Source organism: Gordonia marina (assembly GCF_052036135.1).
Classification (GTDB): Bacteria; Actinomycetota; Actinomycetes; order Mycobacteriales; family Mycobacteriaceae; genus Gordonia.
In genome coordinates this window covers 1-25,916 of the sequence record NZ_JBPSDN010000048.1, presented here as the reverse complement: position 1 = coordinate 25,916, position 25,916 = coordinate 1, and the positions used below count along the sequence as shown (strand labels likewise).

At 69.5% G+C, this 25,916-nt stretch carries 19 protein-coding genes, 2 tRNA genes and 2 pseudogenes; 10 read left to right on the top strand and 13 right to left on the bottom strand.

The genetic code is table 11. The annotated features are described in order from the left end of the window. The 3 genes from ACSEEN_RS19820 to ACSEEN_RS19810 all read right to left on the bottom strand — a co-directional run. Nucleotides 1-733 (bottom strand): DUF222 domain-containing protein (locus ACSEEN_RS19820; RefSeq protein ID WP_440714099.1); only part of this gene is annotated, 733 nt, incomplete at its 3' end. 184 nt (nt 734-917) lie between these two features. Next, entirely contained in the window at nt 918-1,439 is a 522-nt protein-coding gene (locus ACSEEN_RS19815) for a hypothetical protein (protein WP_298444112.1), read from the bottom strand. A 64-nt stretch (nt 1,440-1,503) separates the two neighbouring features. Beyond that, nucleotides 1,504-2,211 carry a hypothetical protein gene (locus ACSEEN_RS19810; RefSeq protein ID WP_440714098.1) on the bottom strand — a complete coding sequence of 236 codons (708 nt, stop codon included), beginning with the start codon at nt 2,209-2,211 and terminating at the stop codon, nt 1,504-1,506. 81 nt (nt 2,212-2,292) lie between these two features. On the opposite strand from ACSEEN_RS19810, the gene ACSEEN_RS19805 reads away from it, so the two are divergent. Both ACSEEN_RS19805 and ACSEEN_RS19800 read left to right on the top strand, forming a co-directional pair. After that, complete coding sequence (locus tag ACSEEN_RS19805; RefSeq protein ID WP_247864189.1) at nt 2,293-2,805, top strand: O-acetyl-ADP-ribose deacetylase; 513 nt, start codon at nt 2,293-2,295, stop codon at nt 2,803-2,805. A 70-nt stretch (nt 2,806-2,875) separates the two neighbouring features. Next, the gene (locus ACSEEN_RS19800) at nt 2,876-3,253 is read left to right on the top strand and encodes a hypothetical protein (RefSeq protein ID WP_440714097.1); all 378 of its coding nucleotides are present in this window, start codon (nt 2,876-2,878) and stop codon (nt 3,251-3,253) included. A gap of 22 nt (nt 3,254-3,275) precedes the next feature. Here ACSEEN_RS19800 and ACSEEN_RS19795 read toward each other — a convergent pair whose 3' ends face one another. From ACSEEN_RS19795 to ACSEEN_RS19785, 3 genes are all read right to left on the bottom strand, one after another. Next, nucleotides 3,276-4,112: an alpha/beta fold hydrolase gene (locus ACSEEN_RS19795; protein ID WP_440714096.1), complete on the bottom strand. Its 837-nt coding sequence runs from the start codon at nt 4,110-4,112 to the stop codon at nt 3,276-3,278. 31 nt (nt 4,113-4,143) lie between these two features. After that, entirely contained in the window at nt 4,144-5,475 is a 1,332-nt protein-coding gene (locus ACSEEN_RS19790; RefSeq protein ID WP_440714095.1) for an MFS transporter, read from the bottom strand. Nucleotides 5,476-5,668: 193 nt separating this feature from the next. Then, nucleotides 5,669-8,995: a DEAD/DEAH box helicase gene (locus ACSEEN_RS19785; RefSeq protein WP_440714094.1), complete on the bottom strand. Its 3,327-nt coding sequence runs from the start codon at nt 8,993-8,995 to the stop codon at nt 5,669-5,671. Nucleotides 8,996-9,106: 111 nt separating this feature from the next. Here ACSEEN_RS19785 and ACSEEN_RS19780 point away from each other — a divergent pair, with 111 nt between their 5' ends. After that, nucleotides 9,107-12,295, top strand: coding sequence for an ATP-binding protein (locus ACSEEN_RS19780; protein WP_440714093.1), 3,189 nt, complete (start codon nt 9,107-9,109; stop codon nt 12,293-12,295). Between the two features lie 10 nt (nt 12,296-12,305). Here the strand turns inward: ACSEEN_RS19780 and ACSEEN_RS19775 are convergent, their stop codons facing one another. From ACSEEN_RS19775 to ACSEEN_RS19760, 4 genes are all read right to left on the bottom strand, one after another. Further along, nucleotides 12,306-13,175, bottom strand: coding sequence for an ABC transporter permease (locus ACSEEN_RS19775; protein WP_440714092.1), 870 nt, complete (start codon nt 13,173-13,175; stop codon nt 12,306-12,308). A gap of 1 nt (nt 13,176) precedes the next feature. After that, entirely contained in the window at nt 13,177-14,190 is a 1,014-nt protein-coding gene (locus ACSEEN_RS19770) for an ATP-binding cassette domain-containing protein (protein ID WP_440714091.1), read from the bottom strand. 82 nt (nt 14,191-14,272) lie between these two features. Next, nucleotides 14,273-14,749: a DUF4262 domain-containing protein gene (locus tag ACSEEN_RS19765; protein WP_440714090.1), complete on the bottom strand. Its 477-nt coding sequence runs from the start codon at nt 14,747-14,749 to the stop codon at nt 14,273-14,275. A gap of 101 nt (nt 14,750-14,850) precedes the next feature. Next, nucleotides 14,851-15,987, bottom strand: a complete 1,137-nt coding sequence (locus tag ACSEEN_RS19760) for a DUF3089 domain-containing protein (RefSeq protein WP_440714089.1) — start codon at nt 15,985-15,987, stop codon at nt 14,851-14,853. 169 nt (nt 15,988-16,156) lie between these two features. On the opposite strand from ACSEEN_RS19760, the gene dnaG reads away from it, so the two are divergent. After that, nucleotides 16,157-18,076 carry a DNA primase gene (gene dnaG / locus ACSEEN_RS19755; protein WP_247864179.1) on the top strand — a complete coding sequence of 640 codons (1,920 nt, stop codon included), beginning with the start codon at nt 16,157-16,159 and terminating at the stop codon, nt 18,074-18,076. Nucleotides 18,077-18,164: 88 nt separating this feature from the next. Then, nucleotides 18,165-20,162, top strand: coding sequence for an OPT family oligopeptide transporter (locus ACSEEN_RS19750; RefSeq protein ID WP_440714088.1), 1,998 nt, complete (start codon nt 18,165-18,167; stop codon nt 20,160-20,162). 135 nt (nt 20,163-20,297) lie between these two features. Here ACSEEN_RS19750 and ACSEEN_RS19745 read toward each other — a convergent pair whose 3' ends face one another. Together ACSEEN_RS19745 and ACSEEN_RS19740 are read right to left on the bottom strand one after the other, a co-directional pair. Further along, nucleotides 20,298-20,756, bottom strand: coding sequence for a TIGR02611 family protein (locus ACSEEN_RS19745; RefSeq protein ID WP_440714087.1), 459 nt, complete (start codon nt 20,754-20,756; stop codon nt 20,298-20,300). Between the two features lie 86 nt (nt 20,757-20,842). Continuing rightward, nucleotides 20,843-21,460 (bottom strand): hypothetical protein, encoded by a 618-nt coding sequence (locus ACSEEN_RS19740; protein WP_440714086.1) that lies wholly within the window; start codon nt 21,458-21,460, stop codon nt 20,843-20,845. Between the two features lie 121 nt (nt 21,461-21,581). Here ACSEEN_RS19740 and ACSEEN_RS19735 point away from each other — a divergent pair. The 5 genes and pseudogenes from ACSEEN_RS19735 to ACSEEN_RS19715 all read left to right on the top strand — a co-directional run bounded on the left by ACSEEN_RS19735 (nt 21,582) and on the right by ACSEEN_RS19715 (nt 25,560). Next, a tRNA-Ile gene (locus ACSEEN_RS19735) sits at nt 21,582-21,655 on the top strand. A 350-nt stretch (nt 21,656-22,005) separates the two neighbouring features. Beyond that, nucleotides 22,006-22,616 (top strand): annotated as a pseudogene (locus ACSEEN_RS19730) (IS1634 family transposase); the annotation flags it as partial. 409 nt (nt 22,617-23,025) lie between these two features. Further along, nucleotides 23,026-25,071 carry a cadherin-like domain-containing protein gene (locus ACSEEN_RS19725; RefSeq protein WP_440714085.1) on the top strand — a complete coding sequence of 682 codons (2,046 nt, stop codon included), beginning with the start codon at nt 23,026-23,028 and terminating at the stop codon, nt 25,069-25,071. 271 nt (nt 25,072-25,342) lie between these two features. After that, nucleotides 25,343-25,489 (top strand): hypothetical protein, encoded by a 147-nt coding sequence (locus ACSEEN_RS19720; RefSeq protein WP_440714100.1) that lies wholly within the window; start codon nt 25,343-25,345, stop codon nt 25,487-25,489. 5 nt (nt 25,490-25,494) lie between these two features. Continuing rightward, nucleotides 25,495-25,560 (top strand) — tRNA-Val (locus tag ACSEEN_RS19715). 236 nt (nt 25,561-25,796) lie between these two features. Here the strand turns inward: ACSEEN_RS19715 and ACSEEN_RS19710 are convergent. Next, nucleotides 25,797-25,916 (bottom strand): annotated as a pseudogene (locus ACSEEN_RS19710) (IS30 family transposase); the annotation flags it as partial.

Sequence of the window (25,916 nt, the reverse complement as noted above, 5' to 3'; positions counted from 1 at the left end):
TGCCGGGGGCGGCCCACCGGGTGAACATGACCTCGAACTCGGCCCGCAACTGCGGCGTCAGGCGGGCCTGGACCGCCGACATCAACTGCCGGTCCTGCGCGGAGAGCCGGAACTTGGCCTGCCGCTGCCGGTCTTTATCGTCGGCGAGGGTGCCGTCGGGGTCGAGGTGGGCCAGGATCCGGTTCCCGACGATGGTGACCCCGGCCGGGTTCAGGGTGCGGGCCGCCGCGGCCAATAGTTCCTCGGCCCTCGCCCGCTGCTCCGGGTCGACCGAGGCGGGGATCTTGTCCATCACCTCGTCGATCGCCCACACGTGTCCGTCCCCGATCGCTCCGTCGGTGACCGCGGCCGCGGTCGCCGGATACTTCGGCGCCAGACGCTCGCCGGTCATGGCGGTGAACCGGCCGACGGAGGCCGCGGTCACCCGGCGGCGCCGGGATTCGGCTTCCCCGATCCGCAGTCCGTGGGCGAGCAGCTGGTGCAGTGTGGTGTAGCCGGCCCGCTGATAGGCGCCGCGGTCGGAGATCTCCACCAGCAGCGCCGCATCGGCGACCACACTCTTACGGCGCGCCTCCTCCCGGGATTCCAGCAGAGCGAGAAGACCGTCCTCGGACAGTGTCGCCAGCGGGGCGCCCGCCAGGGACTCCTCGGCAGCGTCGATCACCGCCACCAGGTCCGCCGGAGCAAGGCCGGCCAGGACGCCGCGGGCGTCGAACGCGTCGTCGTCGCTCATCACGGACCCCCCTTCCGGCCGGGCTGGGGATGGTTCTTCCCCTACCCCCAGAATACGCACACCGTGGTGTGTAAACAACAGTCAGCTAGAACTTACTATCGAGTAGACTGGTGGACGGGAGTCGACGCCCAGAATGCCGGGAGGGCTCGCCGGTGCTCCGGCGGTCTTCGAGGGGCCGGCCGGATCAGTGACCGAGACGGCGCAGGAAGTCTTCGATGGTCCAGGGTGAGCCGGCATCCGGCAGACCCGGCAGAGGCACCGCCTCGCTGACGTCGAACCCGAATGCATCGGGGCTCGCCTCGCCGGACTCGGAGACCAGCCACGTCACGCAGATCTCGGCGGCGAGGCGGGCGTCGTCGACGTAGATCGCGCCGTCGGTGCAATCGCTGGTGGGATCCTCGCCGAACCACAGATCGGGTGTGGCGGCACTCGCGTCGTGGTCGACGTAGCTCGTCGCCTCCATCACCACATGCGACCGGCGCACCAGGTAGCGGCCGTGCCGCAGCACGACGATCTGCGCGCAGAGCGCTTCGAGCGGATCGTCGAAGGTCTCGGCGTCGAGCGGTTCGTCGTCGATCCGCATGTCCTTCGGCCCGAAGTCGATGGTGACGCCGGGCGGGATCTCGGGTAGCGAGTCGGCCAGCCAGACGGTCATCTGATCCCAGGTCTCGCAGCCGACGAAGTCCTCGTCGTGGTCGTCGCTCACGAGTCTGCCCTCCTGCCGCCGGTCTCGATCGATTCTAATCCCGCGGGGCAGGTGGGCGCTGCGCTCACTGCGCGTGGCGGCCCTCCGGCTCCGTGCGGGTCTCCGCCGGAACGATGTACGTGATCGTCACATCCCACGGGGCGACACCCCAGCGGTTGACCGCGTCGATCGCGAGCGTCCCCGCGGCCCGGAGCGCGTCGTCGGTGATCGGCGCGCTGACGGTCTGGCCCTCCGTATCGTCGGTGGCCGGCCACACGGTGCTGCCGGCCGGCACGGGCACCGTCTCCAGCACGATCTGTTCACCGTGCTCACCCGACATCGCTGCGATGAGGCAGTAGCGGCCATCCGAATCGTCCCAGCCACCGGGTTCGACGACGATCAGCTCGCCCCGGCCGAAGGCCTCGCCGGCCGCACGCGCCACCGCGTCGCGCAGATCGTCCCACGGGCTGCCGGCGACCTCGCTCGGCGGCTCGGACGTGAAGACGCGCCCACCGACCTGATAGCCGTCGGCGGTGTGCTCGGCGGCGTGTCGTTCCTGAAGCATCAGAGTGCCGGAATCCTCGTCGAACAGGCACGCCTCCCGGTAGCGGCCGGGCGCGATCCGGGTGCGTGCCACCCCGCCGAGCCCGACCACCGCGGAGAACGCCTCGGCGTCGTGCAGATGCCAGATGGTCGATTTGTCCGTCCACACCTGGACCAGGCCGCCGACCGGAACGCTGAAGACGGCGGTGGTGAGTGTGGTGCCCTCGTCGATCGGGAAGTCTTCGGCCATCGCTCCTCATTCTCCGGTGCGGATTCGGTCCTTCTCTCCACTATGCCCGGCCCGGCATGAGTTCGCAGATAGGCTCGATGAATGAGACGGATCGACCTGGTGCGGGGGGACATCACCGCGCTGGTCGTGGACGCCGTGGTGAACGCGGCGAACGGCCGGATGCGTGGTGGCGGCGGCGTCGACGGTGCCATTCATCGCGCCGGTGGACCGGCGATCCTCGAGGATTGCGTACGACGCTTCCCACGGGGGCTGGCCACCGGCGACGCGGGCTGGACCACCGCGGGCGACCTGCCCGCCCGCTGGGTGATACACACGGTGGGACCCGATCATGCCGCGGGACAGCGGGATCGTTCACTGCTCGTCTCGTGCTATCGGCGCAGTCTCGAGGTCGCCGACCGGCTCGGTGCGCGGAGCGTCGCGTTCCCGCTGATCAGCGGCGGGGTGTACGGCTGGCCGCGCGACGACGCGGTCGCCGCTCAAGTCGACACCGTCGCGCGGTACGGTCCGGGACCGGAGCGGGTGCTGCTGGTCGCGTTCGACGACGAGATCGCCCGCCTGCAACGGGCACGACTGCGCGCGATCGAGGAGGAGTAGGGATGCGTGGCGAACTGGCTCGGTCCGGCGTAAAGGGAAGGGGTGGGCGGCGCTGGTCGCGGTAGCGGCGATGCTGCTCGCCGGGTGTTCGGCCGACCGGCACGATGCACCCGCGACGGTGGTCACGCAGATCGAGACGGTCACCGCCACGCCGTCGAGCAACCCGGTCCCGGAAGCGCAGACGCAGGACCCGCCGGAGACGACGACGGCACAGACCGAGACGACGACGGCGCAGGCCGGGCCCGCGATCGGCACCCCGTGCATCGGCGCGGACACCGGGAAGCGGGCGGTCGACCCCAGCGGAACCGCGATCGTCTGCGACCAGTATCAATGGCGGGCGGACACCGGACAGCAGCCCGGCCATTCGTGGGCGGACGACCAGACCGCCTGGATGGAGTGCCTCGAAACGCACACCCAGGACGAATGCCGCGCGCTGCTCAATCACTGACGCGGCCGCCACGGACAGTCGATCAGTGGCTGGCGGCGATCCGCTCCAGGACGATGGTCGCCAGCTCCTCCGCGTCGTGCTCGGGAATCCAGTGCCCGGCGTCCTCGAGTACCTCCAGCCGGTAGTCGGCGATCACGTAGTCGGCGGCCAGTTCGGCGCCGCGCCGGACGAGCGCCGTGTCGCGCGCTCCCCATACGTGGGTGGTGGGCACCGCGACGCGGCGGGCGAGCGCGGGCGGGGTGCTCAGCATCATCGCGCGATACCAGTTGAGCGCACCGGTGAGACCACCCGATTCGATGAGCCGGTGCACGTCGGTGAGCTGGTCGTCGTCCATGCCCGACCGGCGCAGCAGTTCGTCGAGCACACCTGGGAAGCGGTCGAGCAGGAGGTCGGGCACCAGTGGCGGCTGAAACGCGGCCATGTACCAGGAGTGCAGCGCCTGACTGCTGCTGAGGAACGACTTGAGGAATGCGCCCGGGTGCGGCACCGACACGGTGGTCAGCGAACGCAGCAGCTCGGGGTGGCTGGACGCCAGGCCCCACGCGACGGCGGCTCCCCAGTCGTGGCCGACCAGGTGCACGGGGCCGTCACCCAGTTGATCGATCAGGGCCACGGTGTCGGCGACGAGTTCGGTGGTCCGGTACGGCGCGCGGCCCTTCGGCCGGGCCCGCGGCGAATAGCCGCGCTGATCCGGTGCGACGGTGCGGTAGTGGGCGTCGTTCAGGAGCGGTGTGACTTTGCGCCACGACGACGACGTCTGCGGAAACCCGTGCAGCAGAATGACAGTGCCCTTCGCCACGCCGTGCGCCGGTGAATCGGCGACGTCGAACGTGAGACCCTCCCGGGTGAAGTGCTCCATGGTTCGTTCCTCCCTCGATCATCTTCCGGGCTCAGGGTACGTCGGGCGCCCCGAGACCCGAGAGGTCGACGTCGGTCTCCGGCGTCGCCAGCGGGTGCACGGCCTCGTCACGCCAGAGACCGGCCGCCAGATACAGGAGCACGGCGACCGGGAACGGCAGCAGGCCGGCCAGCACGAACGTCCACCCGATCCCGATCAGTTGCGCGGCCGGCGCGGCGAGTGCCATCGACACCGGCATGAGGGCGCCGGAGACGAAGAAGTCGAGGCTCGACACCCGGCCGAGCAACTCGGTGGGCACCCGTCGCTGCAGCAGGGTGCCCCACAGGACGAGCGGGCCGTCGAGCATCAGGCCCATCAGGAAACCGGCCACCACGAACAGCACCGTGTGGCGGGCGAAACCCATGATCACCAGCGGGACCGCGCACACCGACCAGAGCGCGAACATCACCGTCAGGTAGCGGCGCGGCATGCGGACCGACGCGAAACCGAGGGCGCCCAGGGCGGCGCCGGCACCGAACGCGGCGAGCACGAGCGAGTGACTGGAGGCGTCGCCGCCGGCGCGGTCGCGCAGCGCGAACGGGACCAGCACCTCGATCGGTCCCATCACCATGAGGATGAGGAAGCACGCGTAGAGCAGGGTGGACCACAGCCACGGGGTCCGCCGTACGTATCCGATGCCCTCGCCGAGGTCGGCGATGACGGCGCGCACCGGGTGGCGGGTGTCGGCGGGTTCCTCGTCGCCGGTGGCCTCCCGTTCGGCGACCGGGCCCATCGCGAGATAGCAGGCGCCGGACAGCACGCAGGCGATCGCGCCGACGACGATCGCCGTGCCCGGCGAGGTCTGGCCGATGATCAGGCCGGCGAGCATCGGGCCCGCGGCCTGGTAGAGCACCGGCCGCAGAATGCCTTCGACGCCGTTGGCGGCCAGCAACTGGCCGGCGTCGATCACGCGCGGCAGCAGCGCCGAGTAGGCGGGGTAGTACATACCCGTGGTGATCCCGCCGAGCAGTGCGGCGACGGCGAGGTGTCCAAACGTGAGGACGCCCAGCAGCGAGGCGATCCCGACCGAGCCGAAGGCGAGGAGCTTCACCGTCTCCAGGCCGACGACGATCTTGCGCTGACTCACCCGGTCGGCGAGGACGCCGCCGAACAGGGTCGACGCGATCATCCCGACCGCGGCGATCCCCGAGACGAGGGAGACGCGGCCGGGGCCGCCGCCCAGGCCGATCACCTGCCAGACCAGGGCGATCAGCCAGATGCCGTCGCCGAACAGGGCCAGTGCCAGCCCGGCGGCCAGCCACCGGTACTGGCGCACGGCGAACGGGCGCAGTACCCGGGGGAGGCGGGAGGCCGGGGCGGTCACCGGTCGAGGATGCCCGATGACGGTGGTCCGGGGCCAGTGAGATTCGGGTTCGAGGGTTGGTCTCGACTTCGCTCGACCGTCATGGGGCTCGGCCGTCGTGGGGGGTCTCGACTTCGCTCGACCGTCATGGGGTGGTCGTCCATCGTGGGGTGCTCGACCGTCATGGGGGCTCGACCATCATGGTGGTCGGCCGTCACGGGGTGATGAGGCGGCGGATGTCGTCGGCGGTGAGGGCGCCGGAGAACTGCTCGCCGTCGTCGATGAGGGCGTCGAACAGGGCACGCTTGCGGTTCTGCAGGTCGATCACGCGTTCCTCGATGGTGCCGGTGGAGATCAGCCGGTAGACGGTGACGGGGCGTTCCTGGCCGATGCGGTGTGCGCGATCGACGGCCTGTGCCTCGGCGGCCGGGTTCCACCAGGGGTCGGCGACGAAGCAGTAGTCGGCCGCGGTGAGATTGAGTCCGAAGCCGCCGGCTTTGAGGCTGATCAGGAAGACCTTGGTCTGTCCGGAGGTGAACTTCTCGATCTCGTGCTGGCGCCGACGGGCGCTCATGGTCCCGTCGAGGTAGCTGAACGCGATCCCGGCGCCGATCAGCGAGTCGGCGATCAGCGTCAGGAAACCGGTGAAGCTGCTGAACACCAGCGCGCTGTGTCCCTCGTCGAGCAGTACCGGGAGGCGTTCGGACAGGTAGGTGATCTTGGTCGACGCGATCGCGGAATGCTGATCGTCGATCAGTCCGGGATGCAGGCTGAGCTGGCGCATCCGGGTGAGTGCCTGGAGGATCTGCATCCGGTTGTCCTCCCAATTGTCCAGCAGTCCGAGGACCTTCTGGCGTTCGCGGGCGAGGAAGACGTCGTAGATCTTGCGGTGTGCGGGGTCGAGGTCGAGCCCGACGACGGATTCCTGCTTCGGCGGCAGGTCGTCGGCGACCTGATCCTTGGTGCGCCGCAGCATGATCGGCTTGAGTCGCCGGCGCAGGACCCGCAGCCGCTCGGGATCGGTGCCGTTCTCGATCGGTACGGCGAAGTGCTCGCGGAACTTCTTCGGGCTGCTGTACAGGCCGGGCGCGACGAGGGAGATCAGCGACCACAGCTCCATCACGTTGTTCTCCATCGGTGTACCGGTGATGGCGAGCTTGAACGGTGCGGCCAGCCGCCGGGCGGCCTGGTGCGTCTTGGAGTGATGATTCTTGACGAACTGCGCCTCGTCGAAGATCGCGCCGTCCCAGGTGATCTCGGCGAACGCGTCGTAGTCGATCCGGAGCAGCGTGTACGACGTGACGACGATGTTCGCGTCGCCGATCTGCTCGGCGAGCGACGTCCCGCTGCGCTTCTGGGTCGAGGTGACGGTGGCGACGCGCAGGCCCGGCGCGAACCGCCCGGTCTCGGCGGCCCAGTTGCCGATGACGCTGGTCGGTGCCACCACCAGGAAGCGCGCGTTCGGCCGCTCCTGCGCGACGCGGGTGATCAGCGCCAGCGTCTGGACGGTCTTGCCGAGGCCCATGTCGTCGGCCAGGATCCCGCCGAGCCCGTTGTCCCAGAGGAAGCTCAGCCAGGCGAGACCGTCGCGCTGGTAGCTCCGCAGGGTCGCGGCGAGCCCGGGGGCGGGCTCGACCGGGCCGGGTGGACGCGCGTGCGCGAGCCGCGTCATCTGCCCGTGCCACTGCGCGAGCTGCTCGGAGACCACGCCGAGGCTGAGCAGTTCGTCCCACATGGTGGCGTTGGGATGGGCGGTGTTCACCTTCGCGCCGTCGAGGTCGCCCAGAGCGCGGGCCTCGAACAGGAGGTCGCGCAGGCGGTCCAGCTCCGGGGTGCGCAGATCGAAGTAGCGGCCGCTGGCGAGCACCGAATAGCGCTCGCCGTGCACCAGGTCTTCGATGATCGAGGTGATCGGGATCAGTTCGCCGTCGACCTCGATCTCGATGTTCAGGTCGAGCCATTCGTGCGCGCCGCTGGTGCCGAAGTGCAGCACCGGGTCGGTCACCTCGCGGAAGTCCTTGTTCTCGCCGGTGATCTGGACCTCGATCAGACCGGGCGCGGTGATCCGGTTGACCAGTTCGCCGCACAGGATCGCGGTGTCGGGCAGGTCGAGGCCGAGCGGGATCAGCAGATCGGCGATCGGTGCTTTCGCGGCCATCACCTCGGGCGTCGAGGGCTCGGGTACACGCGCACCGCGCCGTGGCGACGATCCCGTCCTCCATTTGTGCGCGAGCCGGGTCCCGGCCCGGTTCAGACCGGCGAGGGCGTCGCGCCAGCGGCTGTTGCCGATGACGAACAGTTCGAGTTCCGGTCGTGCCCGGCGCCACATCTGCCGCTCGGCCTCGCTGTCGCGAAAGCCGGTCTGGCGCTGAGGGACCGCCGGATCGAAGTCGCGGCGCTCGCCGTCCACGCGGTACGCCGTGCGCCAGCGGGTCCGCGAGCCGTAGTCCTCGACCTCGATGCGCAGCAGCGGGAACGGCGCGGAGACCTCCGGGGGACGCAGCCCGGCGTCGGGCACGGTGACGTGGCGTCGGGCGGTGAGCGTGGGCAGGGCCGCGGTGAAGTCGTCGTAGTCGGCGGTAGGGATCTCGATCGGATCGCCGGTGAGCAGCCGGGTCTCCATCGGGGTGACGGTGCCGAGCGGTCCCAGGCGCAGCGCGGTGCCGCGCCGGACCGCGGCGCCGGTCGCCGGTTCGCCGAGGACCGCGACGTCGTCGCCGTCGGTGGACTCGTCGTCGAGTGTGATCTCGGCGGACAGGTGCGCCCCGGTGTCGTGCGGTTCGACGCGGTAGGCGACGGCGAGGGCATCGGTCAGCTCGACGCTCTCGACTTCTCCGGCCGCGAGAAGCGGCAGCCCGGCGTCGACGGCGCCGCGCAGGACCTTCCAGAAGGCGGCTGGAGCCCGCGCCAGTTGCAGCTGGGCGGGTAGTCGCGCCGAGACTCCGCGGTAGCGCTGGACGCCGCCGGAGGAGAAGATCGCGGCGATCGCGCTCAGGCCGTCGAACGCGCCCGGCTCGTAGCCGTCGCCGCTGCCCTCCAAGGCGACGGTCCACGGCAGGTGCGGCGTCCACGATCCGTCGGGCTGGCAGACGAGCGGGCGGATGCTGACGCCGAGTTCGCCCAGCGGAGTGCGCCGGGCCTCCACTTCCAGGCCCACCTCCCGGACCGGGGCGGCCGGGCCGGGCTCGGATCGCTCGGCGGTCACCTCGTCGAGCAGCGCCCGCCACGGGGACTCCGGGTCGGCGGTGCCGACGGCCGCCAGAATCAGCGCGGCGCAGTGCTTGCAGTCCGACGCGACCGGGCAGGAGCAGACGCCGAAGGCATCGACCACGGTGTCGCCCCGGCGGACCAGCGTGACCGTGCTGCGATACCGGCTGGTCCCCGAGCCGCGGCAGCGGCCGCGCAGCACCGTCGGCGACGTCCACTCGATCTCGGAGATCCGGTCCTGCGCCGCGTAGCCGCGTCCGCGCTGCACGTCGGGCCCGGGCAGGTGCGCCAGCGCCTGCTCGGCCTGCGCCGACGACCAGTTCGGAGTATCCATCGAGGCCAGGGTAGCGAGCCCCGCCGACGCCCGGCAGACGCTGTCCACAGCCCGGTTCGCGTGGCGGCGGCGGGCCTGTGGACAACTCCCGGCGCCCAGTAGGCTGACCGGGTGACAGCGGCGACGATCGGTCTGCTCGGGCCGGTGACGGTGGACGGCACGCCCGTGCCCGGAATCCGTGCGCGCCGCCTCCTGGTCTCCCTCGTGCTGGCCGGCGGCCGGGTGCGGTCGGCGCAGCGGCTGATCGACGACGTCTGGGACGACGCGCCGCCCAAATCGCCGCACGCGGCCCTGCACACCCAGATCTCCCGGCTGCGGCGGTTGCTGCCGCCCGCCGAGGTCGTCGGCGATCCGGCCGGTTACCGGCTCGACGGCGCCGTGACCGATCTGGCGCTCGCCGACGACCTGCTGGCCGCCGGAACCCCGGAAGCGCTGGCGCGGGCGCAGGAACTCTGGCGCGGTGCTCCCGGCGACGACCTGGACGGCGGGGAGCTCGCCCGCGAACTCCAGGTGGCCGCCGAAGGCGTACGGCGCCGCGTCGACGACCGGCGCGCCCATCTCGCGCTGGCCGCCGGCGAATTCGACGTGGTCCGGGGGCTCGCCGAAGCCCGCTGTGCCGCGGATCCCCTGGACGAGGAGGCGCATCTGCTGCTGATGCGCGCACTGGCCGGTCAGGGACGTCGTGCCGAGGCGCTCGCCGTCTTCGCGGGTCTGCGCCGCGCGCTGGCCACCGAACTCGGCATCGATCCCGGCCCCGAGATCACCGCCCTCAACACCGAACTGCTGACCGGTCCACCCGCACCGAGGGCGCCGGCCGCCGCGCCGGAATCGCCGGTGCGGGCGGTATCCCGCGCCCGGGCGAGTGGCCTGCGGGCCGAGAGCACCCCGCTGGTCGGCCGGGACGACGACCTCGCCGCCGTCGAGGCGCTGCTCGCCGCGCATCGGGTGGTGACGGTGCAGGGACCCGGCGGCATCGGCAAGACCCGGTTCGCCAACGCCGTCGGACTGCGCCTCGCCGGGCGCGGAGACACCGTCTGGTTCGTGCCGCTCGCCTCGGTCCGGAACGACGACGACGTGGCCGCCGCGCTGGCCGGTGCGCTCGGCGTGGGCGAGGCCGACGTGTCCGGCTCGGGACGCATCCGCACCACGATCAGCGAGGTCACCGCCCTGCTCGCCGAGGCGGTGGCCGGGCGCCGGGCACTCATCGTGCTGGACAACTGCGAGCAGGTGGTCGACGGCGCCGCGCGCATCGTCGACGAGCTCGTGGCCGTCGCGCCGGAGCTGACCGTGCTGGCCACCAGCCGTGCTCCGCTGATGATCCCGGCGGAGCAGACCTACCAGCTGCCGGTGCTGGCCACCGATGGTCGTGCGCCGGCGGTGGAACTGTTCCTGATGCGGGCCCGCGCGGCACGACCGGCCGCGCAGCTGGACCGGGCCGCCGTGGCGCGGCTCTGCGAATACCTGGACGGACTGCCGCTCGCGATCGAGCTGGCCGCGGCGCGCATTCGCACCATGAGTGTCGAGGAGATCACCGAGCGGCTCGCCGAGCGATTCACCCTGCTGCGCTCGACCGATCGCACCGTGCCCGACCGTCACCGCACCCTGCACGCGGTGATCGAGTGGAGCTGGGAACTCCTCACCCCCGACGCCCGGCGGCTCCTGACCCGGATGTGCCGGTTCCCCGGTGGCTTCGACCGCCGGGCGGCGGCGCAGGTCAGCGGTTTGCCGCCGATGGCGCTCGACGATGCGCTGACCGCGCTGGTGAACCAGTCCCTCCTTCAGGTGATCGATGACGGTGCGCACGTGCGGTACCGGATGATGGAGATGGTCCGCGAGTTCGGTGAGGAGCAGGTGGCGGCCGATCCGGACCGGTCGGCGGAGATCGATGTCGCGATGGCCGCCTGGGCCCGGCTGCTCTGCGAGCGGCTCCGGGAACAGTTCGATCGGTCCGTCGACCGCGCGCTGGTCGATTCGGTCGCCTCCGACGTGGAGAACCTGGTCTGGGTGCTGCGCGGCGCGCTCGCGGGGCCGGTCGTGGACACCGACACCGTGGTCCATGTGTTTCCGGTCCTGTCCGCGCTGTGGTCGGTGCGGGGTCTGCACGCCGAGATCGGTTCCTGGGGTGACCGGATTCTGCGGTCGCTGGGCGGTCCGCCGGCCGATCTGGACGAGGCTGCCCGCGAGCGCTGGCAGCTGACGGTGATCGCGGCGGCCGCACCGCTTCTCGCGCAGCAGTCGCCACGGGGACTGGCGATCGCACGGTCGCGGTTGCGGCACATGTACCGGCCGGATCTGGTGCTGGAGCGGCCCGCCGACTTCATCAGCGGTTTCGCGGTCGCCCGCACCGGTGTCGACCGGATTCGGCTGCTCGAGCGCGCGCCCGATCACGGTGGCCGGGACGTGCGGGAACTGGCGCTCGGCCTGCGCACGAACATCCGGGAGAACGCGGGCAACCTGGTGGGGGCGATGCGCGACTGCGTCCGGCTCGCCGGGTCCGGCGCGCGGGACCCGTGGGTACACGCGATGAACCAGCTCAGCATGGGCAGCCTGCACAGCCAGCAGGGCGACTGGGCGGCCGCCGCTCCGCATTTCCAGACCGCGATCGACGAACTCGAGCAGATGGGTGCGTCCGACGATTCGCTCCAGGCACAGTACTTCCTGACGGTCGCCCTGATCGCCACCGGCGAGCTCGACCGCGCGGAGGCACTGCTGCTGTCGGTCTGCGAGTTCGATCCGGATATGCCGCTGCCACAAGGCGATACCGAGGCGATCGCGGCCCAGGCCATCTGCTGGGCCGCCCTGCGTCACGCGCGCGGCGAGGACGGCGCCGAGCTGTACCGCGGCGCGGCGGAAGTCCTGCTGCGCGACTATCGGCCCGACCGCGCCGACCCCGGCGCGAACGTCCTGCTGGCGAGCGCGGTGTGCGGGCTGGTGCAGGTCGGCCGCGCGGACTGGGCCCAGGAGTGGCTGCCGACGGTCGCGCGGGGATTGCGAGAGGCGCTGGCCAATCCGCTGTGGCGCGACATCCCGCAACTCGGGTCGACGTGTCTGGCGGTCGGCCTGCTGCTGGTGCGCGAGCCCGGCGCGGAGAGCGACGGCGCGGTGCTGATGGAGATCGGTGCCCGCCTGCGAGTACGGCAGGACTATCCGGCGGTGTACGACACGCTGGTGCGCCGACGGGAGTTCGCCCCGGTGGACGCGCGGACCTGGGACGCCGTCGCGCGGCGGACGGAACAGATGTCCCGCCGCCGCGCGATGGAGGAGGCCGCCGAGATCCTCGACCGGCGCTTCGGCCGGTGAAGGTCCGGGGTCAGCGCGCCTCGCGGATGTAGGCGCGGACCGTGAGGGGAGCGAACACGGCCACTAGGACGGTGGCGCCGAGCAGGCTCCAGACCACGTGCATGCCGACGTGGCCGCTGTTGCAGAGTTCGCGGACCGCGGAGACCAGCTGGCTGACCGGGTTGACCTTGACGAAGGCCTGCAGCCAGCCGGGCATGGTGTCGACCGGGACGAACGCGTTGGAGGCGAAGGTCAGCGGGAAGATGACCATCATCGAGATGCCCTGCACCGCGGACGACTTCTTCACCAGGCAGCCCATCAGGGCGAAGATCCACGACACGGCGAACGCGCACACGAGGATCAGCAGCACCGAGCCGACGGCCCCGGCGGCGTCCGGCCGCCAGCCCATCGCGATACCGACCACGAAGGTGATGACCGACGCGATCAGATAGCGGATGACGTCGGCCAGGAGCGCGCCGGCCAGCGGACTGATCCGCGCGATCGGCAGCGACCGGAAGCGGTCGAAGACGCCCTTCTCCATGTCCTCGCGGAGCTGAGTGCCGGTCACGACCGACGACATCACGACGGTCTGCACCAGGATTCCGGGGATGATCACGGGCAGGTAGTTCTTGACGTCACCGCTGATCGCGCCGCCGAAGATGTAGGTGAACATCACGGTGAAGAGGATCGGCATGAAGGTGACGTCGAACAGCTGCTCCGGGTTGTGCCGCAGCTTCAGCAGACCGCGATAGCCCATCGAGAACGACTGCCGGATCGTGTCGGCGAGACCGATGGAGCGGGTGGCCGTGGAACGGACGGCGGCGATGGAGACGCCCGTGGCCGCTGTATCGGGGGCGCCGGGCGCGGTGGGCGAGCCGGAGGTGGTCAGGGTGGTGGTCATGTCAGACCTCCTTCTGGTCGGAGTCGGCGGCGGACGCGCCGTCGCCGGTGAGAGTGAGGAAGACCTCGTCGAGAGTCGGCCGCTGGACGTTGATCTCGTCGAGTGCGATACCCGATTCGCGCAGTGCGATGAGGACGTCCGGGACCAGGTCCGGCTGGTGCATCGGCACGGTCACCCGGCCCGCCTCGGGGGAGACGGCCGCGGTCTCGCCGAGCACGGTCCCGGCGAGTTCGGCGACGCGGGGGATGTCGGCGCGATCGACCGGGGTGAGCTGCAGCGTGCTGGAACCGACGGACTGCTTGAGATGGTCGGCGGTGCCCTCGGCCACGACCAGACCGCGATCGATCACGGCGATCCGGTCGGCGAGCTGATCGGCTTCGTCGAGGTACTGGGTGGTGAGCAGCACGGTGGAGCCGCCGGCGACCAGTTTGCGGATGGTGGTCCACATCTGGGCGCGGGTCCGCGGATCCAGGCCGGTGGTCGGCTCGTCGAGGAAGATCAGCGGCGGGGTGTCGACCAGGCTCGCGGCCAGGTCGAGGCGTCGCCGCATGCCGCCGGAGAAGTCTTTGAGGGGACGGTCCGCGGCCTCCTCGAGCGCGAAGTCGTGCAGCAGTTCCTCGGCGCGCGACCGGGCGGCGGCACGCGAGAAGCCGAGCAGCCGGGCGAACAGCCGCAGGTTCTGGCCTGCCGTGAGGTCCTCGTCGACCGACGCGTACTGGCCGGTGACACCGATCAGCGAGCGCACGGCGACGGCGTCGCGCACCACGTCGTACCCGAAGATCTCGGCGCTGCCGGCGTCCGGGTGCAGCAGCGTCGCGAGCATGCTGATGGTGGTGGTCTTGCCCGCGCCGTTGGGTCCGAGGACGCCGTAGACGGAGCCGGCGGGTACGGCGAGGTCGACGCCGTTGACCGCGCGGGTGGCACCGAAGTGCTTCACCAGGCCGCGAGCGTCGATCGCCAGGTCGGTGGTGGCGGTGGCCCGGCCGACGGGGCCGGGCAGAGTGGTGTTGGTCATGACGGCAACTCTGCGCGCCACCGCTGTCGCCGCCCTTGCACCGGCTTGCGTGGGCTGTCCCCGGATTGCCTCACGCGGCGCGTCAGGCGGCACCGATCTGTGGTACCCCGGACAGGGGCTGCACCTCGCGCGCGTACTCGTAGCCCGGCTGCCAGGGAAAACGACCGCCGACGTCGGGCCAGATCAGCTGCACGACGGGCACGTCCGGCCCGTAGAGCAGGCGCGTGACCGTCAGTTCCGCGGTGTCGACGGCGGGCAGTGCCGCCAGCCGGTAGGGCGGACGCAGCACGCGGTCGATGCGGGGGCGGTCGAGCAGGGTGGCGTCGTCGATCAGCAGTTCCGCGGCGCGGTTGAGAAGGCCGCACGCGGTCTCCGGCTCGAGGCCGTAGATCAACAGTTCCGGCCGGGAGAACTCGGTGAGGCCCGTGGTGTAGGCGAAGGCAGGGCCGAGTTCGTCGCCGTAGACGCCGGTGACCGCCCAGCGGCCCGCCGCGATCTGGGCCAGCGCGTTGCCCACGAGGTCGTCCGAACCGTCGCAGCGAGGGTCGAATTCGCACATGATGTTCTCCTTGTCGGGACCGGGTATCGATCGTCTGTTCGATACGGTGCCGACGCTACGCCGGGGGTACGACAGTCGCGGAGAACGCGCGGATGCCCAGGTCAGGCGCGGTACGCCGCCGACTGCTGCGCGACGATGGAGACGAGTCGTTCGAGGCCGAAGTTCATGTCGAGCAGATGCGTGTCGAACAGCGGCAGCTCGTTGACCGACTGCGGTTTGACCATGGAGATCCGCAGGCGATGGAAGCCGTTCGGGTCGACGCAGCGGCTGACGCCGCGCCCCGGCCCGGTGGTCCAGGTGGACGAGGAGCTCGGCAGCCCGTCGGGCAGCGTGGTGTAGGTCATCAGGAGGCTGATCACGCCGAACGCGTACGGCGTGGACGGGACCGTGGCGCCGACCGGGGCGGTGATGCCGCTCAGCTTCGCCGGATCGGTGCAGGCCACCTGGTACGCCGGGCCGGTCGGCAGACCCATCGGTCCGCTCAGCAGATCGAGCGAACTGCTGCCGAACAGTGACGGCAGTGGCAGCAACTCGGTGGAGTAGGCGGTGACGCAGCCGGCCTGCCCGCGCCGGGTGCAGATCGGGATGTGCCGGAAGTCGCCGCCGGTGGTCTTGCCGCGAGCGGTCAGGACGTTGCCGCCCATCAGTACCGCACCGACGAACCTCTTGCGCAGCTCCGGCTTGGGATCGATCTCCTCGCGGATCAGCTTGCGCAGCATCATGGTGCCCTGCGAGTGCCCGATGAACACGACGCCGCGGCCGTGGTTCTCGGTGCGCAGATAGGTCTTCCAGGCCCGCAGGACGTCGCCGTAGGCGACGTTCGCCAGGTCGCGGTTGCCGACCCACGACGCCATCGCGGCCGGGGAGAGGCCCCACAGCGTCATCTGGCGGTAGTTCGGGGCGAAGACCCGGCACTCGCTGTTGAACGGCGCCGCCTGGAACCGGGCGATGGACTCCGTCGCCGGCACCGCGTGTCCGGGGGCGAGGAACGAGGGGTTGTCGGTGACGGTGGGGTAGACGTAGAAGCAGTCGATCGGCTTGTCCTGCTGGCGGCCGTTGGTGGCCGGGTACTTCTTGCCGGTGCCCTTGTCGGTGCGATCGTTCGGCAGATCGCAGGGATCGTTCTTCATCTTCGGATGGCACAGCCAGTCGACGCCGTCGATCACCTTGGCGGTCGCCGTGCCGGGCGCGATCACCGCCAGGCCGAGGACGAGCGCCAGGACCGCCGCGATCGTCATGCTCCGGTTTCGTATGTTGCGCATGGTGAAGAATCCCCGTTCCCATCAAGTGACCACGGCCGTAGGCAGATGATAGGAGCGGGTGGGGCCGAATGGGTCCGCTTCGGCCGAAATCACGGCGGGCCGTGACCGATCCCGGCGATGCGCGGCGCCCGGCTAGACTGGCCGGGTGCCAGGCAGAATCCCCGATCGCGACATCACGGCCATCCGTGAACAGACGCGGATCGAGGACATCGTCGGCGACTACGTGGCGCTGCGCCGCGCCGGCGCCGACAGCATGAAGGGTCTGTGCCCCTTCCACGACGAGAAGACGCCGTCGTTCCACGTCCGGCCCAACCACGGACACTTCCACTGCTTCGGCTGCGGTGAGGGCGGCGACGTCTACACCTTCCTGCAGAAGCAGGAGCACATCAGCTTCGTGGAGGCCGTCGAGCAGTTGGCCGACCGGATCGGCTATCGCATCAACTATGAGGGCGGTGGCACGACGATCCACCGCGACCGCGGGACGCGCGCGCGGCTGGTCGCCGCCAACGCCGCGGCGCAGCGCTACTACGCCGAGCAGCTGCGGACGCCGGATGCCAAGGTGGCCCGCGACTTCCTGACAGAGCGCGGGTTCGACGCCGCGGCCGCGGAGACCTTCGGCTGCGGGTACGCGCCGGCCGGCTGGGACACGATGACCAAAGTGCTGCTGTCGCAGGGATTCTCGTTCCAGGAGCTGGAGGCTGCCGGGCTGTCCAAGCAGGGGCGGATGGGCCCGATCGACCGGTTCCATCGTCGTCTGCTGTGGCCCATCCGGAACCTGGCCGGCGATGTGATCGGCTTCGGTGCGCGCAAGCTGTTCGATGACGACAACCTCGGCAAGTACATGAACACCCCCGAGACCATGCTCTACAAGAAGAGCCAGGTGCTGTTCGGGCTCGACCTGGCCAAGCGGGAGATCGCCAAGGGGCACCAGGTGGTGATCGTCGAGGGCTACACCGACGTGATGGCCATGCACATGGCCGGGGTGCCGACCGCGGTCGCGTCCTGTGGCACCGCCTTCGGCGAGGACCACCTCGCGCTGATCCGCCGGTTGATGATGGACGACAGCTACTTCCGCGGCGAGGTGATCTACACCTTCGACGGTGACGACGCCGGGCAGGCGGCGGCGCTGAAGGCCTTCGAGGGGGAGCAGTCGGTATCCGGACAGACCTTCGTCGCGGTCGCGCCGGACGGGATGGACCCGTGTGAACTGCGGCAACGGTCGGGTGACGCCGCCGTCCGCGACCTGATCGCCCAGCGTATCCCGATGTTCGAGTTCGCCATCAAGGCGCTGCTGGCCACGCACGACCTGGACACCGCCGAGGGCCGTGTCGCCGCGCTGCGCGATGCCGTGCCGGTCGTCGCGCGGATCCGTGACGTCGCCCTGCGCGACGAGTACGCGCGGCAGCTCGCCGGCTGGGTGGGCTGGGAGGACGTCGCCCAGGTGCTGGGACGGGTCCGGCAGCAGGCCGGGCGCGGTCGTGGCCGGTCGGGGCAGGCGGCTCCGGGGCGGGGCCGTCGTCCGGGCCGGTTCGCCGCGCCGGAGGCGTCGTCTCCGCCGCCCACCGCACGGCCCCTCGCCAACGACCCGCGGCTCTGGCCGCAGCGCGAAGCTCTCAAGGCGGCGATCCAGTATCCCGGCATCGCGGGTACCGTCTTCGACTCGCTTCCGGTGGAGTGTTTCACCGAGCCGGCGTATGCGCTTGTGCGACAGGCGATCTCCACTATCGGTGGTACGGCGGCGGGCATGTCGGGCGCGTCGTGGGTCGATGCGATCAGCCAGGCCGTCGACAATCCGGCGCTGACGCCACTCGTGACGGAACTGGCCGTGGAGGACCTGCCGGTGGCCGAGGATGGCCTGCCGCGCTACATCAACAGCGTGCTCGCGCGGTCGCAGGAGGTGTGGGTCGGCGCGCAGATCGGCGACCTCAAATCCAAGTTGCGGCGCATGTCGCCCGGCGGCGACCCGGATGCGTACAACGCGCTGTTCGGCGATCTGGTCGCGCTGGAATCGTACCGGCGGAGCCTGCTGGAGCAAGCCGTCGACGCGGGTGCCGGCACCCTGTAGCACCGGGCTCGGGCCCAAGCTGCCCGCGCGGGCGCGGCGGGGTTTAGGGTTTCTCTCAGTATCCAGGGGGCGATGAGGGAGAGTGCACATGACGACGACCCGCACCGAGAGGGCCCCGGGCGCTTCGGTCAAAGAACTGACACTGCGGGGCGTGATCCTGGGCGGCGTGATCACCCTGATCTTCACCGCCGCGAACGTCTACCTCGGTCTCAAAGTGGGTCTGACCTTCGCCACCGCCATCCCGGCCGCGGTGATCTCGATGTCGATCCTGCGGTACTTCGCCAACCACTCGGTGGTGGAGAACAACATCGTGCAGACGATCGCGTCGGCGGCGGGCACGCTGTCGGCGATCATCTTCGTGCTCCCCGGCCTGATCATGATCGGCTTTTGGACCGGATTCCCGTACTGGGAGACCGTCGCCGTCTGCGCGATCGGCGGCCTGCTCGGCGTCATGTACTCGATTCCGCTGCGGCGGGCACTGGTGACCGGGTCCGACCTGCCGTATCCGGAGGGTGTCGCGGCCGCTGAGGTGCTCAAGGTCGGCGACAGCGAGGTCGGGGCCGAGGAGAACCGCGGCGGTATGCGGATGATCGTCGTCGGGTCGCTGGCAGCGGCCGGGTTCTCGCTGCTCGCGTCTCTCAAGGTGCTCAGCAGTTCCGTCGCCGGGGCCTTCCGGATCGGCAGCGGTGCGACGATGTACGGCGCGAGCCTGTCGATGGCGCTGATCGGTGTCGGGCACCTCGTCGGTATCGGCGTCGGCATCGCGATGCTGATCGGCCTGGTGATCTCGTACTTCGTCCTGCTGCCCGTGCAGACCTGGGGCAGCCTGCCGAGCGGCGACCTCCTCGACAGCGTTGGCGGGGTGTTCAAGGACGACGTCCGGCTGATCGGCGCCGGTGCCATCGCCGTCGCGGCGGTCTGGACGCTGCTGACCCTGATCGTGCCGATCGTGCGCGGCATCGTCGAGTCGCTGGCCAGCGCGCGGGAGCGGCGCGGCGGCGGCGAGGTCGACATCACCGAGCGGGACATCCCGATCCAGTGGGTCGGCCTCAGCGTCCTGGTCGCGATGATCCCGATCGGCTGGCTGCTGTGGGACTTCCTGCAGGGCACGACGCTGGCCCACAAGAGCGGCGGCATGGTCGCGGTCTCGGTGATCTTCGTGCTGGTGATCGGCCTGGTCGTCGCCGCGGTGTGCGGCTACATGGCGGGCCTGATCGGGTCGTCGAACAGCCCGATCTCCGGCGTCGGCATCGTCGTGGTGCTGCTGGCCGCGGTGCTGCTCAAGCTCACCCACGGCACCGGCGACGCGATCGTGATGACCGCGTACACGCTGTTCACCGCCGCCGTCGTCTTCGGTGTCGCGACCATCTCCAACGACAACCTGCAGGACCTCAAGACCGGTCAGCTGGTCGGGGCGACGCCATGGAAGCAGCAGGTGGCGCTCATCATCGGCGTCGGCTTCGGCGCGATCATCATTCCGCCGGTGCTCGGCCTGATGAACACCGCGTTCGGTTTCGAGGGGGCGCCCAACGCGAAGGCCGACGCGCTGTCGGCGCCGCAGGCCGGGCTGATGTCGACCCTGGCCAAGGGTGTGTTCGGGAACGACCTGGACTGGAGCAAGATCTGGCTGGGCGTGGCGATCGGCGCGGCGGTGATCCTGGTCGACGAGATCCTCAAGCGCACCACCACCAAGCTGCGCGTGCCGCCGCTGGCCGTCGGCATGGGCATGTACCTGCCGATGGCGGTCACCCTGATCATCCCGGTCGGCGCGTTCATCGGGCGGGCCTACGACAAGTGGGCCGAGCGCGACGCCGGTGACGCTTCCCGTAAGAAGCGCCTCGGCATCCTGATGGCCACCGGCCTGATCGTCGGCGAGAGCCTGTACGGCGTGGTCTTCGCCGGGATCGTCGCCGGTTCCGGCAAGGACGAGCCGCTGGCGCTGCCGTTCATCCCGGCCGGCTACGGCGACTGGGCGGAGCTGGTCGGCGTGATCGTGTTCGCGCTGATCGTCGTCTGGCTGTACCGGTACGTCCGCACGACCGCGTCCAAGCCGTACGACGGCCCGCCGGTCACCTCGGAGCTGTAGCGCCTCGGGGCTGCGCGTTCGTGGCGCTTCCGGCCGCCCGGTGTCGCCCCCTTGCCAGGGGTGCCCGGCACCCCGGCGTCGTTCTCGCCCCCTCCGCCGAGGGAGCGAGAACGAGCTGCGGGGCGACCGGGCGACTCACCGGGACAGCGGGGAGACGAGCCACGGCCAGTCGAGCCCGACCCAGCCGCCGGCCAGGTGCAGCGCCCCGGTCAGCCAGAGGGTGAGGAACACGATCGCGCAGGTCACGACGCCGAGCGTCGCCTGCGCGAGGCGGTTGCCGTCGATGTGGTCGCGATACAGCCGGTTGAGCCAATACATGATCGTGTGCCGGAGCTTGGCGGCCCACTCCAGCTCCTGGGAGAGGATCAGCAGGCCGAGGAAGACGATCGCCCACCCCGGACCGGGGTAGGGGATCGCGATGATGCCGGCCACGGTGACGACAGTGCCGACGAAGATGGTCACGTAGCGCAGCAGAAAGCCGAACCGGTGGTGGTACCGGACGTATCGGTAGCGGGCGCCGAGGCGCTTGATCAGGCCGGGCGACTCGTCGGCCGTGGTGTGGGCGTCGGCGGCGGTGGTTCCGTCGGCGGGCATGGCATCGATGATGCCGGAGCATCGCGTGCGCGTCGAGGCGGTGCGGGGTGCCGGGCCACGACGTCCCCGTGCCCGCGGCGCGGCGGTCAGTGCAGCGCGATCGCCCCGCCGGTCGGAGTGTCGGTGAGCTTGTCACCGCCGCCGTTCCACACGCCGGGGGTGAGCTGCCGGTACTCGTGGCGGCTCAGTTCGACACCCAGGAAGTCGCGGGCGAAGTCTGCGGCGTAGACCGGCTTGCCGTCGATCCGGGACACCGACGGCACCACGGCGGAACCGATGTCCCGGCCCCACAGGTAGTCCGTGTACACCCACGGCCCGCCGTCGCGGGTGGTGAAGGTGAGGGTCTTGCCGAGGTTGCTCTGCGCGCGGGTCATCAGCCGGGCGGTGCGGTACGGCAGCGGCTTCCCGTCGACCTGAAACATCGGCAGCAGCGAGATGGTCTTGGTCCCGGTCGGCACGGTGCCGAGTTCAGCGCCCTCGAACAGGGCCAGGATCTGCGCGGCGCTGCAATGGTTCATCAGGGAATCGACCGTGCGGGCATCGTCGGCGGGATCGACGACGCAGCGTTCCCGCGCGCCCGTCGAGGTGTCCGGGTTCGGTACGGCGGCGGCGGTCCCGGCGCCGGCTACGACGGCCACCGCGAGTGCGCAGGAAGACAACAGCGTCGACGTGGAAGCGAAACGACGGATCCGGGAGATTCTCACCCGCCGAGTGTAGATCGATCGGATGACACCCGCAGGGGGTGTGACGCGGGTGCTCGGGTGCGCTGCGAAGGGCTCATGGTGACCCGCTAGGCTCGTGGTGGCCCGGCTTCGGCCCGGTCAGGGGGCTATAGCTCAGTTGGTTAGAGCCGCGGACTCATAATCCGCTGGTCCCGGGTTCGAGCCCCGGTGGCCCCACTGTGAACCTCAGGCCACGGCGTATTCGCGCCGTGGCCTGAGGCGTTTCCGGGACCTCGCTCCCGGTGTGCACATCGAACCTCGCCGCGGCGGAGAGCCGGACCCATCGGCAGGTTCATCCGCTGGGGGACGCTGAGGCACTCCGCGTCGGCCGCCTGCTGGGCGTGAGCGTCGCGGAAGTCGAGCGCGATACCTTTCCGCCGAACTGGTCCTGATCTCATGAACACCCGACTGTTCCGGGGCCCTGGGCCTGACTTGGCTCACTTTCGCGGATTCTGAGTTCGGTGGGCCTGTGACCTGCGGGCTGGCGTGTTGGGGTGGACACCAATCGTGGGTTCTGGGCTGGTGGGATGGTGTTCGTGCGGACGGTGAAGACGGCCTCGGGGGCGACCGCGGTGCAGATCGTGTACTCCAACCGGAAGGGTGCCCGCACGATCGACCACATCGGGTCCGCACACAATGACGCCGAACTTGTCGTACTGAAAAATGCTGCCGCGCAATGGTTATCGGAAGGTCAGGGGAAACATCGATCTGGGGCTCTCGGCCGCTGAAACCGGAGAGACTCTGCCGATCCACAGTAGCCGCATGTCAGTTCTGTGGGACGCGCTGGACGGGGTACCGCGGATCGGCCGATGCCGCCGGTGGGGATCCCGTGTTCCGGGATCTGGTGCTGGCGCGGATCATCGAACCCACCAGCGAACTGGACTCCTTGCACGTCTTGGATGAGGTCGGTGTCGCGGTACCCTCGTATGCGACGGTCAAGCGGAGGCTACCGGTGTACACCGGCGCGCCGTGGCGACAGCAACTCGCCGGCGCGTGTGCAGCGCATATCGGGCTTGGGCCGGCGACGCTGGTGCTCTACGACGTCACGACACTGTATTTCGAAACCGCTAGGGCCGATGGTTTCCGCGAACCCGGATTCAGCAAGGAACGCCCCGCCGCTACCGAACCATCTATATCGACATCAGCGGCAAGATCCTGACCGCCGCCGATCCCGTCACCGCGGATCTGGCAAATGCCTTGGTCGCGCTCCGGGGGCACTGATTTGAGCCAAGTCAGGTTTCAGGTGGACGGTGAGTACGTCGTGTGGACTACCGGGAATGTACTCGGTCTGTGGCAGGCCGGTGGTGTGGGTACCGGGTCGACTGGATGTCTTTCTGTGAATAGGGATGTTTCCCGTCCATTGCCGCAATTTCGTCTCTGGTACTTCCTTTCGGTGCCTGTGATCATTTAGGCCGCGGCTCGATCGGTGCTGGTCAGGCATTTGAATGATCGGTGCTGGTCAGGCATTTGAAGACGGATGAGGAGAGAGTATGAGTATTTCTCGTAGGAATCAGGCGCGGCTGCTGGCGGCCGCGGCTGGTGTGGCGTTGGCGGTCGGGGTCGAGTCGGGCCGGGCCGAGGCCGAGACGCCTGCGGAGACGGCCGGGGTCGAGCAGAACGTCGATCAGGGTGTGGCGGCGCCGGCTGTTGATGCATCGGGCGGCGACGAGTCGACTGTCGCAATGGAGCCGGCCGCGGATACCGGGGAGTCGCTGCAGGCGGGCCTGGACCCGTCGTCTCCTTCGGCGGGATCGGTCGATCCTGCCGGTGAGCCGGCCGGCACCGGTGTGGTGCTCCCCGACAGTGGCGGCGTGGACCATGCGGGATCGGTGCCGGGCGCGACGGTGGACGACGGCGGAGTCGATCTCGACGTCGACGTCGATTCGGCGTCGGCCCCGGCGAAGACACTCGGGGCGGCTAGCTCGCTGTCGCTCGATGACGCTGGTTCGGTGACGCTCCCGGTGCTTCCGGAGATGTCGTCGGCTCCGGTCAGTTCGGTGGTGCCGGTGGAGCTGAGCGGTGCCGTTCCGTTAGAGGTGTCGGCGCGGCCGGTGAAGGCGGCGTCGGTGCTGGATCGGATTTCGGTGGTGTTGCCGGTGTTGGGTGGTCCGTTCGCGCCGGGTAATGGTGGTCCGGAGGGGCCGGGATTGTCGGTGTTGGCGTCGTTGTGGTTTGCGGGGCGCTCGCGGGCGTTCGTGGGTAATCACACGCCGGTGGCGGGGACGCCGTCGGGGACGTATGTGCCGGTGATCGGTCAGTCGACGGGGCAGTTGAATTTCACCGATGCTGATGGTGACAAGCTTTCCTATCGGGTGACGACGGCACCCAAGTATGGGACGGTGACGGTCAACGCTGATGGTTCGTACACGTATGTGGCGAATGAGGATGTCCGGCGGACCGGTGGTACCGATTCGTTCACGGTGGAGGCTTCGGATGCAAGCTACGCGCACGTGCACGGTGGTCTACTCGATCTGATTTTCGGTCGGTCGGGTAGCCATACCGCGTCGCAGACCGTGACGGTGACTGTGACGCCGTCGACGTCGGATCAGGTGTTCACCTTGCCGGGAGAGGCGACCGCGGTGGCGGTGTCTCCGGACGGCAAGACGCTCTACATCACGGCGGACGAGTGGCGCGGCAGTGTCGGACCGTATCCGCTGGGCGACACGGTTCTGTACGTGGTGGATGCTGAATCGGGTGAGCTGCTCGACCGGCTGTTCATGTGGGAGAACGTGGAAGGCTGGAACGACTACGCTAGCCACGTGACGGTGACGGCGGACGGTAAGACCGTCATCGTCGAGCGGGCGGGGTCGTTCACCTTCGTCGATACCGAGACCCTGGACATGCGCACCGTCGAGGTCGCGAACGGCGGCGAGAACAAGCAGAACTCGGTGACCTCTTCTGACGGCACCAAGATCTACGCTTTGGTCATGTCCAATTCATGCAGCAGCGATGAGGACTGCGGCGCGCGCACGATCCGCGTCGTCGACGTGAGCCAGGGCACGGTCGTCGACGAGTATTCTGCCGGGTCAGCCCCCGAGCTCTGGTTTGATTCGACCATTGGGATCTCCGCGGACGGTCAGACTCTCTACGTCGGCGGTGACGGCACCATTTCGGCATATTCGGCCGCTACCGGACAGCTGACGGGCTCGGTCGCGGCCCCGGGCAACTACTCGATCGGACAATTCTCCTCGCCGGACGGCCGCGTCCTGTTCGCCGTAGCCGCCACGGTCGACGTCGACGACTACGAGCAGTCTGCGCCGAAGATCTCGGTGATCGATGCGGAGACGATGACCGTGACCGCCACCTACGATCTACCGGCCGGTATCTACGGATATTTCACCACGCCGGCGGTGCTGAGCGCCGACGGGAACTCCCTCTTCATCGCCGCGATAACAAAGGACGACGGAGGCCAGTATCAGAGCGGGTACGTCGTATTCGATACCACGACGAACTCCGTTTCCGGGTTCCAGCCCGGCGGACTTCCGGCCGCGTACTCGCCCGACGGCTCCACCGTCTACACGATGAACGGCAACAAGGTCACCGCGCATCACGGCGCACCCGCGGGACAGCGCCAGGTCGCGACATCGGCCTGATGCCCGGCGTGCCACACGTTCGGTCAGATGAGTGAAGTGCCGTGAACCGTTCCCGGTTCACGGCATTTTGCCTATCTGATATCCGTTCGGGGCAGCTGAAACAGTGCCTCGAACGAGGTACTCGTCGATGGTCCGGATGTTCGGTGTTCACGCCTGACGATTCGGTCTGGTGCACGTCTACAGATGGCGGAGTCGTCGTGCATCAGGTCCAGCACGCACCGGGATACATCGATCTCGGGCTCTCGGCCGCGGAAACCGGAGAGAGACTGCCGTGGTTTCCGCGAACCCGGATTCAGCAAGGAACGCCCGCCGCTACCGAACCATCTATATCGACATCAGCGGCAAGATCCTGACCGCCGCCGATCCCGTCACCGCGGACCTGGCAAATGCCTTGGTCGCGCTCCGGGGTGGGCACTGATTTGAGCCAAGTCAGGTTAGAGTCGCGGACTCACAATCCGCTGGTCCCGGGTTCGAGCCCCGGTGGCCCCACTGCAAAATCGCAGGCCACGTCGTATTCGCGCCGTGGCCTGCGGTTCTTCCGGGACCTCGCCCCCGGTGTGCGCGTCGAACCTTGCCGGGGCGGAGAGTCGGTCCCATCGGCAGGTTCATCTGCTGGGGGACGCTGAGGCACTCCGCGGCGGCCGCCGGCTGGGCGTGAGCGTCGCGGAAGTCGAGCGCAATACCTTCCGCCGAACTGGTCCTGATCTCATGAACACCCGGCGGTGTCAACTCGTGGAAGCAACGTTGTCCTTCAGTAGGCGTTCGAAGACTTCCCGTGGAGTGTAGAAGCCCAGGCACTGCCGTGGCCGCTCGTTGAGCTCGCGGGCGATCGCTTCGAGGTACAG

Excerpts from the sequence above, each read along its gene's own strand:
- ACSEEN_RS19810 (WP_440714098.1), bottom strand. The coding sequence starts at position 2,211 with ATGGCCGAAGACTTCCCGATCGACGAGGGCACCACACTCACCACCGCC.
- ACSEEN_RS19750 (WP_440714088.1), top strand. The coding sequence starts at position 18,165 with ATGACGACGACCCGCACCGAGAGGGCCCCGGGCGCTTCGGTCAAAGAA.
- ACSEEN_RS19770 (WP_440714091.1), bottom strand. The coding sequence starts at position 14,190 with ATGACCAACACCACTCTGCCCGGCCCCGTCGGCCGGGCCACCGCCACC.
- ACSEEN_RS19745 (WP_440714087.1), bottom strand. The coding sequence starts at position 20,756 with ATGCCCGCCGACGGAACCACCGCCGCCGACGCCCACACCACGGCCGAC.
- ACSEEN_RS19785 (WP_440714094.1), bottom strand. The coding sequence starts at position 8,995 with ATGGATACTCCGAACTGGTCGTCGGCGCAGGCCGAGCAGGCGCTGGCG.
- ACSEEN_RS19800 (WP_440714097.1), top strand. The coding sequence starts at position 2,876 with ATGCTGCTCGCCGGGTGTTCGGCCGACCGGCACGATGCACCCGCGACG.
- ACSEEN_RS19795 (WP_440714096.1), bottom strand. The coding sequence starts at position 4,112 with ATGGAGCACTTCACCCGGGAGGGTCTCACGTTCGACGTCGCCGATTCA.
- ACSEEN_RS19775 (WP_440714092.1), bottom strand. The coding sequence starts at position 13,175 with ATGACCACCACCCTGACCACCTCCGGCTCGCCCACCGCGCCCGGCGCC.
- ACSEEN_RS19805 (WP_247864189.1), top strand. The coding sequence starts at position 2,293 with ATGAGACGGATCGACCTGGTGCGGGGGGACATCACCGCGCTGGTCGTG.
- ACSEEN_RS19765 (WP_440714090.1), bottom strand. The coding sequence starts at position 14,749 with ATGTGCGAATTCGACCCTCGCTGCGACGGTTCGGACGACCTCGTGGGC.
- ACSEEN_RS19760 (WP_440714089.1), bottom strand. The coding sequence starts at position 15,987 with ATGACGATCGCGGCGGTCCTGGCGCTCGTCCTCGGCCTGGCGGTGATC.